Origin of the sequence: Paracoccus aminophilus JCM 7686 (assembly GCF_000444995.1) — a bacterium.
Lineage (GTDB): Bacteria > Pseudomonadota > Alphaproteobacteria > Rhodobacterales > Rhodobacteraceae > Paracoccus > Paracoccus aminophilus.
Genome location: NC_022041.1, coordinates 1,632,080 through 1,645,118, shown reverse-complemented (window position 1 = coordinate 1,645,118; position 13,039 = coordinate 1,632,080). Strand labels below are relative to the sequence as shown.

The window sequence follows — 13,039 nt, the reverse complement described above, 5'->3', positions numbered from 1 at the left end:
GGGCGTCACGGGGGCGTCATAGGGTCGTTACCTGCCCGCTCTAGCCCTTGCCGCGCGGACAGATCCGTTTGCCGGTCCAAAAAGGCTTTCCCTTCCGGCTAAGTTGTGAAAATTATCCGGAAAAGAACGTCGGTCCGGCATGCGAGGGAAAAATGGCGGCAGGTCACCGATCAGAGGCTCGGCAGGGGTTGGCCCTCATCTCGCCCCCTCTGATCTATTCTATTCTGGTTCTCGCAGTGCCGCTGGCCACGATCCTGGCCTATTCCTTCCTCAAGGACGGCTATCTCGTAGTCATTCGCGAGTTTACTTTCGAAAACTATATCGCGGTCTGGGGCGATCCGATCTTTTACAAGATCATGAGCCGCTCGCTGATCGTTGCCGCTTTGGTCACGCTGACGACGGTGGTTCTGGCCTTTCCGGTCGCCTATTTTCTGTCCTTCGTGGTCTCGCCGAGCAAGAAATCGCTTTGGATCTTTTTGATCACCATTCCCTTCTGGACCAGCTATCTGATCCGGGTGTTTCTGTGGAAGGTGATCCTCGGCTATAATGGCGTTATCAACTCTGGCCTAAAAAGCCTTGGAATCATTGAGGAACCCCTGACGTTCATCCTCTATAACGTCAATTCCATGGTGATCACGCTTGCCCATGCCTATGCGCCTTTTGCGATCTTGCCGATCTTTGTCGCGCTGGAAAAGATCGACCGCTCGCTGCTCGAAGCCGGGCGCGATCTGGGCGAGAACCGGCTGATGACCTTCTGGCGCGTGACGCTGCCCTTGGCGATGCCGGGTGTGGTTGCGGCCTCGCTGATCGTCTTCATTCCGACCATCGGCGATTACGTCACGCCCGCCCTGATCGGCGGCGGCAAGATCCCGATGATCGCGAACCTCATTCAGGCGCAGATGCTTGATCTCGACAACCGCCCGCTCGGCTCGGCGCTGGCGATCACCGCCATGCTGATCGTCGGCGTGGTGAGCGTGATCTTCCTCTTCCTCAACCGGCGTTTTCTCAAGGTGAAGCAATGAAGGGTGGCGGCCTTCGGATCTATGCGATCCTTTATCTGATCTTCCTTTACGCGCCGATCGTGCTTTTGCCGATCTTTGCCTTCAACTCGGGCACGATCATCGCCTTCCCGCTCAAGGGCTTCACCACCGACTGGTTCGTGCAGGCGGCCGAGAACCTGACTTTGCGCCGGGCGCTGTCGAATTCGCTGATCATCGCGGTCTGCTCATCGATCTTTGCGACATGCCTTGGCATCTTTGCCGCGCGCGCCTCGACCCGGTTCGAGTTCCCGGGCAAAGGGCCAATCGTCGGGCTGATCATGCTGCCGCTGGTCCTGCCCGAGATCATCGTCTCGATGTCGCTGCTGGTCGTGCTCTTGTCCGTGGGGGTCGAACTCTCGATCCTGACCGTCATCATGGGCCATACGCTGATCTGCATTCCCTATGCGACGGTGATCCTGACGACCGCGTTCAACTCGCTCGACCGTTCGCTGGAAGAGGCCGCCTATGATCTCGGCGAAACGAAATGGAGCGCCTTCCGGCTGGTCATCCTGCCCTTGGTGATGCCGGGGGTGATCTCCTCGCTTCTGATGTCCTTCACCATCAGTCTGGACGAATTCATCATCGCCTTCTTCCTTGCGGGCAAAGAGGTGACGCTGCCGACCTATATCTATTCGCAGCTGCGCTTCCCCAAACAAATCCCGATGATCATGGCGCTCGGCACGGTGCTGGTCGTGCTGTCGATCGTCCTTCTGACCATTGCTGAATATTTCCGTCGCCGCGGCGTTGCCCGGACCGGCGGCAAAGATTCCGGAGGCTTCCTGTGAGCGTGACCACAACCCAAGACCGCAAGCCGATGATCGAATGCCGCGATGTGCATAAATATTATGCCGATTATCACGCGCTGCGCGGCATTGACCTGACCATCCGCGAGGGCGAATTCTTCTCGCTTCTCGGCCCCTCGGGCTGCGGCAAGACCACGCTCTTGCGCACGATTGCCGGGTTCGAGGATATTTCCTCGGGCGTGGTGCTGATCGACGGGCAGGATATGGCGGGCGTGCCCGCGAACCGGCGTCCGACCAATATGGTCTTTCAATCCTATGCGATTTTCCCGCATCTGACGGTTGCGGAAAACGTGGGCTTTGGTCTGCGCCGCGATCCGCGTTCCTCGGCGGAAAAGGCCAAGGCGGTCGAAGAGGCGCTCGAGATGGTCGGGCTCAAAGGCTATGGCAAGCGCGCCGCCCATGCGCTCTCGGGTGGCCAGCGCCAGCGCGTGGCTTTGGCGCGCGCGCTGATCCTCAAGCCCAAGGTGCTGCTTCTCGACGAGCCGCTTTCGGCGCTGGATCGCAAGATGCGCGAGCAGATGCAGGTCGAGCTCATCAAGCTGCAGCGTCAGGTCGGCATCACCTTCGTTCTGGTCACCCATGATCAGGAGGAAGCTCTGGTCATGTCCGACCGGATTGCGGTGATGTTCGAGGGCGAGATCGCCCAGCTCGACGGCCCCGAGGCGCTTTATGCGCGCCCCGCAAGCCGCCGGGTTGCCGATTTCATCGGTGTGATGAACTTCCTGCCCGCCCATGTCATCGAGGAAACTGCGGAGGGCGTGCGCGTCGAAACGCCGGGCTTCGGCGTCGTCACCATCCCCCAGCGCAATGTCAGCCGCTCGAACCCCGGTGATGCGGGCCCGATGATCGGGTTTCGCCCGGAAGGGGTGTCGCTCCTCGCTGCAAACCAGCCCGCGACGGGTCGCGTGACCGGCGGCGTCATCGACGAAGTCGTCTATTACGGCGACATGACCTATTACGACGTTCGCCTCGACGGCTCGGCGCGATTCGACGGCGTCAGCCGCCCGGTCCGGATTTCGATGCGCAACGTTTTCGGCCGCGACGTTCCCGATGTCGGAACCCGTACCCGGATCAGCTGGTCCGAAGGGTCTTTGGTGCTTTTCCGCTAATATGTCTGTGATTTCGGCAAGATTCCGCTCCCGGGAGTTGCGCAGGCAAAACGCGCATGACAGGCTCCGCTTCGGTTCAACTACGGAGATCACCATGATCCGCGCCTTTTATGCACTTCCCGTTCTGGCTCTGACCGCCGGTGCGGCTTTCGCGCAAGCTGCCGAGACCCCGGCCGCTCCCGCGCCGATGCAAATGGATGCCGGGGTTGCTTATGAAAGCGCCCGCAACCAGCTCGGCGTGCTCGAATATTGCACCGAGAAAGGCCATATCGACGGCAAAGCTGTCGAGATCCAGACCAAGCTTCTGACCCTGATCCCGGAAGGCGACAAGGCCAAGGGCGATGCGGCTGAAGCCAAGGGCAAGTCGGGCACGGTTGCGGCCATGGGCGTCGAGCAGTCGCTTGACGCGGCCTCCAAAGCGCAAAACAGCTCGGAAGAAGCTCTGTGCAAGCAGATGGACACGATGATCCAGGCGCTTGCCGCCCAGCTTCCGCAATAAGCCTTTCGCGCGGCGCCTGTCACGGGCGCCGCGCAGCCTCTAGCTGAGCTCGAGGCCGTCGCGCAGGCGTTTGGGCAGCTTGTCGCGGATCAGCTTGTAAGACGCGCGGATGCGATGCAAAAGCTCGTCCGGCGCGCTGTCCAGGGGGACCGCCACCCAGCTTCGATGCAGATATTTCGCGCGTTCGGCGACGCCGGTCTGGATCAGCAGTTCCGCCATCTCTGGGCTCGCGGTCTTGACCGAGACGGTTTCGCTCGCAGCTCCGATCAGCGCGAAGATCTTGCCGCCGACCTTCCAGCAATCATGGCCTTCGCCCCAAGGATCCGACCAAGCGGCTCCAGGTTGACGGGCACAGAGATCATTCACCAGTTCGCGCGACATAGAGTGAAAATGCCAGTCTCTCTTGGCAGAGACAAGATCTTGCTTTAAGGGAGGCGTCATGTTTGCACGCACCGCCATCATCTGCTGCATTACCGGCTGAAAATTTCATGCGGGCGGCTCAGCGTGACCAGTAGACGCCCGCAACAGGGGAAGTCATGGTCCAGATCCGTCTGACGAATAGCAAGACCCGCAGGAAAGAAGATTTCCGGCCGATCGATCCGGAAAACGTCCGCATGTATCTGTGTGGGCCGACGGTCTATGACCGCGCGCATCTGGGCAACGCCCGGCCGGTGGTGGTGATCGATGTGCTCGACCGGCTGCTGCGTCATGCCTATGGCGCGGATGCCGTGACCTATGTGCGCAATTTCACCGATGTTGACGACAAGATCAACGCGACCGCCTTGCAGCGCAAAGAGGCGGGGGCGGCGGGCACGCTCGAAGAGCTGATCCGTGAGCGGACCGAGAAAACCATCGGCTGGTATCATCAGGATATGGACGCGCTTGGCGCGGCCCGTCCCGATCACGAGCCCCGCGCGACTGAATATATCGCCGAGATGGTTGCGATGATCGAAACCCTGATCGCGCGCGGCCATGCCTATGCCGCCGAGGGTCATGTGCTCTTCGAGGTCCGCACTTTCGAGGAGTATGGCCGCCTTTCGGGCCGCTCGGTCGATGACATGATCGCGGGCGCACGGGTCGAGGTTTCTCCCTTCAAGCGCGATCCGATGGATTTCGTGCTGTGGAAGCCCTCGACCGAAGATCTGCCAGGTTGGGACAGCCCCTGGGGGCGCGGGCGTCCGGGCTGGCATATCGAATGCTCGGCCATGTCGGAGAAGCTGCTGGGCACGAATTTCGACATCCATGCGGGCGGGATCGATCTGCAATTCCCCCATCATGAGAACGAGATCGCGCAGAGCTGCTGCGCCCATCCCCATAGCGAGTTTGCCCGCGTCTGGCTGCACAATGAGATGCTGCAGGTCGAAGGCAAGAAGATGTCGAAAAGCCTCGGCAATTTCTTCACCGTTCGCGACCTCTTGGATGAGGGCGTCCCGGGCGAGGTGATCCGCTTCGTGCTGCTCTCGACCCATTACCGCAAGCCGATGGATTGGACGGCAGAGAAAGCTGCTCAGGCCCGTGACACGCTGTGGGAATGGCGCAAGCTGACCGCAGGCGTCGCGCCCTCGGCTGCCGATCCGCGCGTGATCGAGGCCTTGGCCGATGATCTGAACACTGCAGGTGCGCTCTCGGTCCTGCATGGGCTCAAGGGCGATCCGGCGGCACTCTTGGCTTCGGCGCAGCTGATCGGGCTGCTTGGCGAGGATCTGGGCGCATGGTTTGCGAGCAGCGGGGATGCTGATGGGCCGGACCTTGACGCGTTGCTGAAATCCGCCTCAAGTAAATTCGTAGATATTCGCGACAATGCAAAGATAACAAAAGACTTCTCTGCTCTGGATGGCTACAAATCCGCGCTCACCGAGGCGGGCGTCGAAGTGCGCATGACCAAGGAGGGCGTCGATCTTGTGGCTGGTCCGCGCCTTGATCTGGGCAAGCTGAAGGCGCTGCTTTGATGGATCGCCTCTACCTTTACGACACCACGCTACGCGACGGGCAACAAACGCAGGGCGTGCAATTCTCGGCCGCCGAAAAGGCCGAGATTGCGCGGATGCTCGACGATCTCGGCGTCGATTACATCGAGGGTGGTTGGCCGGGCGCGAACCCGACCGACAGCGATTTCTTCGCCGCAGCCCCCCAGACCTTTGCCACGATGACCGCCTTTGGCATGACCAAACGGGCAGGGCGCTCGGCCGAGAATGACGATGTGCTGGCCGCTGTTCTGAATGCCGGAACCCGCGCCGTCTGTCTGGTCGGCAAGACACATCCCTTCCACGTCCGCGAGGCGCTTGGCATCTCGCTTGACGACAACCTCGCCAATATCCGCGCCTCGATTGCCCATGTCACCGCGCTTGGCCGCGAGGCCTTGTTTGACGCCGAGCATTTCTTTGACGGCTATGCCGATGACCCGGATTACGCGGTGCTTTGCCTGCGCACCGCGCTCGAGGCCGGCGCGCGCTGGGTGGTTCTGTGCGACACCAACGGGGGCACCTTGCCCGCGCAGATCCATGCGGTGACGACAGCGGTGATCGCGGCGGGCATTCCCGGCAATCATCTCGGCATTCACACCCATGACGACACCGGCAATGCGGTCGCCTGTACTCTGGCCGCGGTGGACGCGGGCGCGCGCCAGATCCAGGGCACGCTCAACGGTCTGGGCGAGCGCTGCGGCAATGCGAGCCTCACTAGCCTGATCCCGACGCTGCTGCTGAAGGAACCCTATCGCTCGACGCTCTCGACCGGGATCGCGCCCGAGGCGCTTGGTCGGATGGTGCGCATCTCGCGCCGTCTCGATGAGATCCTGAACCGCCCCTCGGCGCGCGGTCTGCCTTATGTCGGCGCATCGGCTTTCGCGCATAAGGCCGGGCTCCACGCCAGTGCGATCATCAAGAACCCCGCGACTTACGAACATATCGCCCCGGAATCGGTCGGCAATGAGCGCATCATTCCGATGTCCAATCAGGCGGGCCAGTCGAACCTGCGCGCGCGTCTCGCCGAGGCCGGGATCGAGGTCTCGCGCGAGGATCCAGCGCTGCCGCGCATCCTTGATCTGGTGAAGGCGCGCGAGGATCAGGGCTATGCCTATGACGCTGCGCAGGCGAGTTTCGAGCTGCTTGCCCGCAGCGAATTGGGCCTGATGCCGCGCTTCTTCGAGGTCGAGCGTTACCGCGTCACCATCGAGCGGCGCATGAACGCGCTTGGCCGCCGCATCTCGGTCTCTGAGGCGGTCGTGGTCGCGCGCATCGCCGGAGAAAGGGTGATTTCCGCCAGCGAAAGCATGGATGAGCACGGCGGCGACCGCGGCCCGGTCTCGGCGCTTTGGCACGCGCTCGGCAAGGATCTCGGCCCCTATCAGGCGGCGGTCGACGGGATGCGCCTCACCGATTTTCGCGTACGCATCACCGGCGCGGGCGTCGATGCCGTGACCCGTGTCACCATCGACAGTGCCGACGATCTGGGGCGGCATTGGTCGACGGTGGGGGTCTCGCCGAACCTTGTCGACGCGAGTTTCGAGGCGCTGATCGACGCGATCCATTGGAAGCTTTTGCGCGACGGATTGGCCCCGCTATGAGCCTTGCAGAGATCGCCGAGGGCCTGCGCGAGGCCGATCCCGACCGCTTCGGCGCCGTGCTCGTGGCGCCCGCTGTGGCGCGGGCCAAGCTCTGGACGCTTTATGCGCTGAATATCGAGCTCGCCCGGGCGCCGTTGCAGTCGAACGAGCCCCTGATTGCGGAAATGCGCCTGCAATGGTGGATCGACCAGCTGCACAAATCCGCACTCGGGATGCGAGGCGCGGATGATCTTTTGCAGGCTTTGGCCGAGGCTTGGGGGCCGGCCACCGGCGAGTTCGCGGCTCTGGCAGAGGCGCGTCGCCGCGACTGCGAGCGCGCGCCTTTTGCGGGCCCTGACGAGGTCGTGGCCTATATTCGCGCCACTTCCGTGCCTCTGATGCAATTTGCAGCAAATGCTCTGAACTTTCCGGCAGAGGCAAAGCCGGTGCTTGAGGCGCAGGCTTTGGGGCTGGGACTCGCAAACTGGCTGGCGGCTCTCCCGGCGCTCAACGCACTTGGGCTGGGGTTCGCAACCCGCGCTTCCGAGCAGATCGAAGAATTGGCAGGTATTGGTCTCAATTTATTGGAATTGGCTAGAAAGTCTCGGAAGAAAGTGCCGAGATCTGCCGCCCCCGCGCTTTACGCGCCGCCCCAAGCGGGTCGGATTTTGAAGCTTCTCAGGCAGGACGGTGAGGCACTGGTTCCCGAGGTTTCCGAGTTCCGTCGCCGCTTCGGTTTAGGGCGTCTGGCACTCACCGGGCGCTGGTGGGTCTAATCCGTTAAAGCATTCTTCAGCGCCTTCGGCCATTCTGACCTTCGAATCACGAACGGGGGAAAGATGGCTGCGATTGGACAATCCACGATGATGTATAGGGGCGGTTAGGCTGTGCGGACCGTCCGTGTGCTGGTGGTGGATGATTCGCTGACAATGCGCCGGTTGATCCGACTGGCGCTCTCGGCTGATTCCCGAATAGAGGTCGTTGGCGAGGCGCGTGATGCGGCTCAGGCCAAGCAGCGGCTCGCCGAATTGAAACCCGATGTCATGACGCTGGATGTCGAGATGCCCGGTGTCTCGGGGCTCGATCTTTTGGCCGAGCTGATGACGACGCAGCCGATCCCGGTGGTCATGGTCTCGACCGAAACGCATCGGGGCAGTGCCGCCGCGATCGAGGCGCTTTCCCTCGGGGCGGTAGAATGTGTGGGCAAACCCACCGATGCGACCCGAGCGGAGGCCTTTTCGGCGCTTCCAGACGTCGTGGTGATGGCCTCTCAGGCCAAGGTCACCAAGCGCTCGCCCGAAGCCCTTCAGGTGCGTGCGCCCTCATCTGCGTCGTTTATCTGGAATGGTCGGTATGTGCTGATCGGCTCATCGACCGGTGGGGTAGAGGCACTGGAAAAGATCCTGCAATCTTTCCCCAAAAACTGCCCGCCGACGGTGATCGTGCAGCACATGCCAGAATCTTTCCTCGCCAATTTCGCCCAACGGCTGAATGGTCGAATTTCCCCGACGGTTCAGCTGGCAAGTACGGGCGCGCCGCTTCTGCCGGGTAACATCTACCTCGCCCCAGGGGGAGAGACCCATCTGACTCTGGCCGGTCAGCGCGGTAGCCCGGTCTGTCAGCTCATCGAAGGAGAGAAACGTTCGGGTCATCGGCCATCGATCGACAACCTCTTTGATTCAGCGGTTTTTCTTGGGGATTATGCGGTTGCAGTCATTCTGACCGGGATGGGCCGCGATGGCGCTGACGGGATGCTCCGAATGCGAAAAACCGGCAGCAACACTTTGGCGCAGGACAAGGACAGCTCCGTGGTCTGGGGGATGCCGCGCGCTGCCTATGAAAACGGTGCAACGCAAAATCTGGTCCCGCTCCACTATATGAGCGATGCGATCCTGCAGGCTTGCGGTCGACAGACCAAAACGCCGGCGCGGTGAGCCATGGCAGTGGCGGTACGAACGATCGGGCATGAAAAAGGGCCCGCCATAGGGCGGACCCGAAAAGGTTATGTCAGCAATAACTTAGCCGCGCAGGATCGAGCGACCGGCATATTGTGCGGTTTCGCCGAGCATTTCCTCGATGCGGATCAGTTGGTTGTATTTCGCCAACCGGTCCGAGCGCGCCAGCGAGCCGGTCTTGATTTGGCCGCAGTTCGTGGCAACCGCGAGATCGGCAATCGTGGCATCCTCGGTTTCACCCGAACGGTGCGACATGACGGAGGTATAGCCCGCACGATCAGCCATGCGGACCGCGTCGAGCGTTTCCGACAGCGTCCCGATCTGGTTGACCTTGACCAGAAGGCTGTTCGCGCAGCCTTTGGCGATCCCTTCGGCAAGGCGGCGCGGGTTGGTGACGAAGAGATCGTCGCCAACGAGCTGGACCGATTTGCCAAGACGATCGGTCAGCAGCTTCCAGCCTTCCCAGTCATCCTCGGCGCAGCCGTCTTCGATCGACAGGATCGGATAGTCGGCGCACAGTGCGGCAAGATAGTCGACATTCTCGGCGGCGGTCAGGGATTTTCCTTCGCCAGCAAACTCATAGCGGCCGTTTTTGAAATATTCGGTCGAAGCGCAATCCAGCGCCACCATGATGTCGTCGCCCGGGCGGTAGCCCGCTTTTTCGATCGCTTTCAGGATGAAATCGAGCGCATCGCGGGTCGAGCTCAGATTGGGGGCGAAACCGCCCTCGTCGCCGACGCCGGTGGCAAGACCTGCAGCGGACAGTTCTTTCTTCAGCGTGTGGAAGACTTCCGAGCCCATACGGACGGCGTCACGGATGTTTTCCGCGGCAACCGGCATGATCATGAATTCCTGGATGTCGATCGGGTTGTCCGCATGCTCGCCGCCGTTGATGATGTTCATCATCGGAACCGGCAGAACATGGGCGCTCGTGCCGCCGACATAGCGGTAAAGCGGTTGGGCGGTCGCCTCGGCAGCTGCCTTGGCCACGGCGAGCGAGACACCAAGGATCGCATTGGCGCCCAGACGGGCCTTGTTCGGGGTGCCGTCGAGCTCACACATCATCTGGTCGATGGCGAGCTGCTCGGTCGCGTCTTCCCCGATCAAGTTTTCGGCGATCTCGCCGTTGACCGAAGCGACGGCGTCAAGCACGCCTTTGCCGAGATAGCGGGACTTGTCGCCATCGCGTTTCTCGACAGCCTCATGGGCACCAGTCGAGGCGCCCGAGGGCACGGCGGCGCGGCCCATGGTGCCGTCCTCGAGGGTAACATCGACCTCTACGGTCGGATTCCCACGGCTGTCCAAGATCTCACGCGCGAAAATATCGACGATGGCACTCATGTCCGCTTCCCTTCAGTTTACGGGTTGGCAAGTGTTTAACGGGGATCTCATCCCCGGAAAAGACTGATTTCTGGGCTGGTAGCGGAAACATGCTGCGCCGCGGCGGCTAGCTGTCAAGCGCTATATGGGCCCAAATCGGCAAATGGTCTGAGGCAATTCGCGCGATCGGCGAGTTTAGGACGCCGCTGCGCTCGACGGTGATGCCCGGAGAGACCGCAATGCGGTCATAGCGCAGGCGTGGGAAGGGCGCGGGCCAGCTCGGTCCGGGCGCCAATACATGCAGCGGATCGAGTGCCTCGAGCCCGCGGGTGTCATGCCATTCGTTGAAATCGCCGGTGAGGATTAGCTCATCCCCGCCGATCAGGCCCGCACGAGAAATGATCCGGGCCAGCTGCTGGCGGCGCGAGCTGCGCATCAGCCCGAGATGCAGCGCGACCACGGTCAGCCCGGGCAGGCGCAAAGCAAGCGCGCCGCGCGGCTCAATCCCCGGCAAAGGCAGCCGCCGGATCGAGGCTTTCTCGGAAAATTCGGGTTTGATCAGGATGGTCTGGCCATGCCAGCCGAGCGAGCTTTCACTGGTGCCAAGGAAAGGCACCGGGACGAGCCCGGTCCATTTCTCGATCAGTGCGCGGGGCAGGGCTTCGGGGCGCGCGCCAAGGCGAAAGTCCACCTCCTGAAGCGCGATGATATCGGGGGCGAGCTCTGCAATGACTTCGAGATTGCGCTCGGGGGCGTGTGGCCCGGTCATCCCTCGGCATTTGTGCAGATTGTAGCTCGCCAGCCGCAGCTTCCCCGATGTCGTCACCATGCTTCGTTCGTCACGTCCCGCAAAAGGTCCGGTGCACCACCTGTTCCGAGGTGGGTGCCAGAGAAAACTCATCCCAATCGGCGCGCGGCTCACGCGGCGCGCGAAGGGCTTCGTCCAACTTGTGGAACGGGGCGAAGTTCCCGTCCCGCGCGGCAGAGATCACCTCTTCGATGCGATGGTTGCGCGGGATGCGCCGGGGATTGGCGCGCGCCATGACGGCCTGTGGATCCGCTTCGGACGCAAGGCGTTTCTGCCAGTCCTGCTGCCAGGCGAGAAACCCGGCGGGGTCCTTGAATTCGGACGCAGCGGTGCCGTCCGAAAGCCCCGCGAAGGTGCGGGTGAAATCGGCGCGCGAGGCGGCCATCAGATCGAGCAAGCGCTCGATCAGCGGGCGATCCTTTTCGCTCGCCTCGGTCAGACCGATCTTGGCGCCAAAGCGCAGAAGCCATTGTTTTTGATAGATCGCAGGGAAGTCATGAACGGCGCGCGTTGCCGCATCGACTGCCTTGTCAGCATCCTCGCCCATCAGCGGCACAAGACAGCTCGCGAGCTGCGCGAGGTTCCAGACCGCGATATTGGGCTGCTCGCTCCAGGCATAACGGCCGGTCTGGTCGATCGAGGAAAAGACCATATCCGGGTGATAGCCGTCCATGAAGGCGCAGGGCCCATAATCGATGGTTTCGCCCGAAACCGACATATTGTCGGTGTTCATCACCCCGTGAATGAAGCCGAGCGCCATCCATTGCGCGATGGTCGCCGCCTGTGCCCGAATGACCGCTTCGAGGAGGCCAAGCGCCGAGCCGACCTCGGGGTAATGGCGGGCGATGACGTGATCGGCCAGAAGCTTCAGCCGCTCATGATCGCCGCGCGCGGCGTAGAATTCGAAGGTGCCGACCCGGATATGGCTTGAGGCGACGCGGGTCAGAATGGCGCCGGGATAGGGCATTTCGCGCACGACGATCTCGCCGGTCGAGACCGCCGCCAAGGCGCGGGTCGTCGGCAGGCCAAAGGCCGCCATGAATTCGCTGACCAGATATTCGCGCAGCACCGGCCCAAGCCAAGCCCGGCCATCGCCGCGCCGCGAAAAGGGCGTCGGGCCTGCGCCTTTGAGCTGGAGATCATAACGTTTGCCGTCCGGCGCTCGGATCTCGCCCAAAAGGATCGCGCGGCCATCACCAAGCTGGGGCGAGAAGCCGCCGAACTGGTGGCCGGCATAGGCCTGAGCGATCGGCTCGGCCCCTTCGGGCATGGCGTTTCCTGACAGCATTCGCAGACCTTCGGCCCCCGAAAGCCAATCCGCATCAAGCCCGAGGCTTTCGGCAAGCGGGCGGTTGAGCGCGATCAGCTTGGGGTCGCGCACGGGCGTGGGCGCCGTGCGGGTGAAAAAGCCAGAGGGCAAGCGCGCATAACTGTTGTCAAAGCGGATCATGCGGTCTCCTTCCTTTCCCCTCTATCTAGGCGCGGTGCGACAAAAGGAAAGGGCTCATGGCGTTTCGTGGCTCGAGGATTTCGAGAAGAGGTTGACGATGACCACGCCGACAAGGATGAAGGCAAGCCCGACCATGGCCGCAAGGTCGAGCGGCTGGCCCAGAAGAAAAGTGCCGACAAGCGCGACCATGATCATGCCAAGCCCGCTCCAGAGCGCATAGGCAATGCCGAGGGGGATGTGCCGGAGCACGCGCGACAGCAGGTAGAAGGACAGCCCGTAGCACCCCGCCATCGCGAGCGTCGGCGTGAGGCGCGAGAATTGCTCGGTCGCATGAAGAAGCGAGGTGCCGGTGACCTCAAGCGCGATCGCCAGCAACAGCACCGCTCATGTCAGTGGTCTCATCGCGCTCTCCCGACCGTTCCTCTGTCGAAATCGCGCGCTCCGGTCGTGCCGTCAAGCGTTTTGCCGGGAATTCTGCCCGATCGCGGGCTTGATCGCGACCGGGCTTGCG

At 62.2% G+C, this 13,039-nt stretch carries 13 protein-coding genes; 8 read left to right on the top strand and 5 right to left on the bottom strand.

Going from position 1 to position 13,039, the window contains the following annotated elements:
* The first annotated feature begins 152 nt into the window (after positions 1 to 152).
* The 4 genes from JCM7686_RS08170 (at position 153) to JCM7686_RS08155 (ending at position 3,451) form a co-directional block, all read left to right on the top strand.
* Positions 153 to 1,022: an ABC transporter permease gene (locus tag JCM7686_RS08170; RefSeq protein WP_020950384.1), complete on the top strand. Its 870-nt coding sequence runs from the start codon at positions 153 to 155 to the stop codon at positions 1,020 to 1,022.
* Positions 1,019 to 1,825 carry an ABC transporter permease gene (locus JCM7686_RS08165; RefSeq protein WP_020950383.1) on the top strand — a complete coding sequence of 269 codons (807 nt, stop codon included), beginning with the start codon at positions 1,019 to 1,021 and terminating at the stop codon, positions 1,823 to 1,825. Before JCM7686_RS08170 ends, JCM7686_RS08165 begins: the two co-directional genes overlap by 4 nt.
* 29 nt (positions 1,826 to 1,854) lie before the next feature.
* Positions 1,855 to 2,952, top strand: coding sequence for an ABC transporter ATP-binding protein (locus JCM7686_RS08160; RefSeq protein ID WP_041527734.1), 1,098 nt, complete (start codon positions 1,855 to 1,857; stop codon positions 2,950 to 2,952).
* A gap of 94 nt (positions 2,953 to 3,046) precedes the next feature.
* The gene (locus JCM7686_RS08155) at positions 3,047 to 3,451 is read left to right on the top strand and encodes a pore-forming ESAT-6 family protein (protein ID WP_020950381.1); all 405 of its coding nucleotides are present in this window, start codon (positions 3,047 to 3,049) and stop codon (positions 3,449 to 3,451) included.
* A 39-nt stretch (positions 3,452 to 3,490) separates the two neighbouring features.
* Here JCM7686_RS08155 and JCM7686_RS08150 read toward each other — a convergent pair whose 3' ends face one another.
* Entirely contained in the window at positions 3,491 to 3,832 is a 342-nt protein-coding gene (locus JCM7686_RS08150) for an MmcQ/YjbR family DNA-binding protein (RefSeq protein WP_041527218.1), read from the bottom strand.
* A 155-nt stretch (positions 3,833 to 3,987) separates the two neighbouring features.
* On the opposite strand from JCM7686_RS08150, the gene cysS reads away from it, so the two are divergent.
* From cysS to JCM7686_RS08130, 4 genes are all read left to right on the top strand, one after another.
* On the top strand, positions 3,988 to 5,400 hold the full coding sequence (cysS, locus tag JCM7686_RS08145; RefSeq protein WP_020950379.1) for a cysteine--tRNA ligase: 1,413 nt from the start codon (positions 3,988 to 3,990) through the stop codon (positions 5,398 to 5,400).
* A complete protein-coding gene (gene cimA, locus JCM7686_RS08140; RefSeq protein WP_020950378.1) occupies positions 5,400 to 7,016 on the top strand; it encodes a citramalate synthase in 1,617 nt (538 codons plus the stop codon). The genes cysS and cimA overlap by 1 nt, the downstream gene beginning before the upstream one ends.
* A complete protein-coding gene (locus JCM7686_RS08135) occupies positions 7,013 to 7,771 on the top strand; it encodes a squalene/phytoene synthase family protein (protein ID WP_020950377.1) in 759 nt (252 codons plus the stop codon). The genes cimA and JCM7686_RS08135 overlap by 4 nt, the downstream gene beginning before the upstream one ends.
* A 111-nt stretch (positions 7,772 to 7,882) precedes the next feature.
* On the top strand, positions 7,883 to 8,929 hold the full coding sequence (locus JCM7686_RS08130) for a protein-glutamate methylesterase/protein-glutamine glutaminase (RefSeq protein WP_020950376.1): 1,047 nt from the start codon (positions 7,883 to 7,885) through the stop codon (positions 8,927 to 8,929).
* 84 nt (positions 8,930 to 9,013) lie between these two features.
* On the opposite strand, the gene eno is transcribed toward JCM7686_RS08130, so the two are convergent.
* The 4 genes from eno to JCM7686_RS08110 all read right to left on the bottom strand — a co-directional run bounded on the left by eno (position 9,014) and on the right by JCM7686_RS08110 (position 12,909).
* Positions 9,014 to 10,291, bottom strand: a complete 1,278-nt coding sequence (gene eno, locus JCM7686_RS08125; RefSeq protein ID WP_020950375.1) for a phosphopyruvate hydratase — start codon at positions 10,289 to 10,291, stop codon at positions 9,014 to 9,016.
* A gap of 106 nt (positions 10,292 to 10,397) precedes the next feature.
* Positions 10,398 to 11,099 carry an endonuclease/exonuclease/phosphatase family protein gene (locus JCM7686_RS08120; protein ID WP_020950374.1) on the bottom strand — a complete coding sequence of 234 codons (702 nt, stop codon included), beginning with the start codon at positions 11,097 to 11,099 and terminating at the stop codon, positions 10,398 to 10,400.
* 10 nt (positions 11,100 to 11,109) lie between these two features.
* Positions 11,110 to 12,528, bottom strand: coding sequence for a protein adenylyltransferase SelO (locus JCM7686_RS08115; RefSeq protein ID WP_020950373.1), 1,419 nt, complete (start codon positions 12,526 to 12,528; stop codon positions 11,110 to 11,112).
* 54 nt (positions 12,529 to 12,582) lie between these two features.
* Complete coding sequence (locus JCM7686_RS08110; RefSeq protein ID WP_020950372.1) at positions 12,583 to 12,909, bottom strand: DMT family transporter; 327 nt, start codon at positions 12,907 to 12,909, stop codon at positions 12,583 to 12,585.
* Positions 12,910 to 13,039 lie beyond the last annotated feature (130 nt).

Bases quoted from the DNA above. Each gene is read 5' to 3' on its own strand.
- JCM7686_RS08170 (WP_020950384.1), top strand. From the start codon at position 153: ATGGCGGCAGGTCACCGATCAGAGGCTCGGCAGGGGTTGGCCCTCATC.
- JCM7686_RS08165 (WP_020950383.1), top strand. From the start codon at position 1,019: ATGAAGGGTGGCGGCCTTCGGATCTATGCGATCCTTTATCTGATCTTC.
- JCM7686_RS08160 (WP_041527734.1), top strand. From the start codon at position 1,855: ATGATCGAATGCCGCGATGTGCATAAATATTATGCCGATTATCACGCG.
- JCM7686_RS08155 (WP_020950381.1), top strand. From the start codon at position 3,047: ATGATCCGCGCCTTTTATGCACTTCCCGTTCTGGCTCTGACCGCCGGT.
- JCM7686_RS08150 (WP_041527218.1), bottom strand. From the start codon at position 3,832: ATGTCGCGCGAACTGGTGAATGATCTCTGTGCCCGTCAACCTGGAGCC.
- cysS (WP_020950379.1), top strand. From the start codon at position 3,988: ATGGTCCAGATCCGTCTGACGAATAGCAAGACCCGCAGGAAAGAAGAT.
- cimA (WP_020950378.1), top strand. From the start codon at position 5,400: ATGGATCGCCTCTACCTTTACGACACCACGCTACGCGACGGGCAACAA.
- JCM7686_RS08135 (WP_020950377.1), top strand. From the start codon at position 7,013: ATGAGCCTTGCAGAGATCGCCGAGGGCCTGCGCGAGGCCGATCCCGAC.
- eno (WP_020950375.1), bottom strand. From the start codon at position 10,291: ATGAGTGCCATCGTCGATATTTTCGCGCGTGAGATCTTGGACAGCCGT.
- JCM7686_RS08120 (WP_020950374.1), bottom strand. From the start codon at position 11,099: ATGGTGACGACATCGGGGAAGCTGCGGCTGGCGAGCTACAATCTGCAC.
- JCM7686_RS08115 (WP_020950373.1), bottom strand. From the start codon at position 12,528: ATGATCCGCTTTGACAACAGTTATGCGCGCTTGCCCTCTGGCTTTTTC.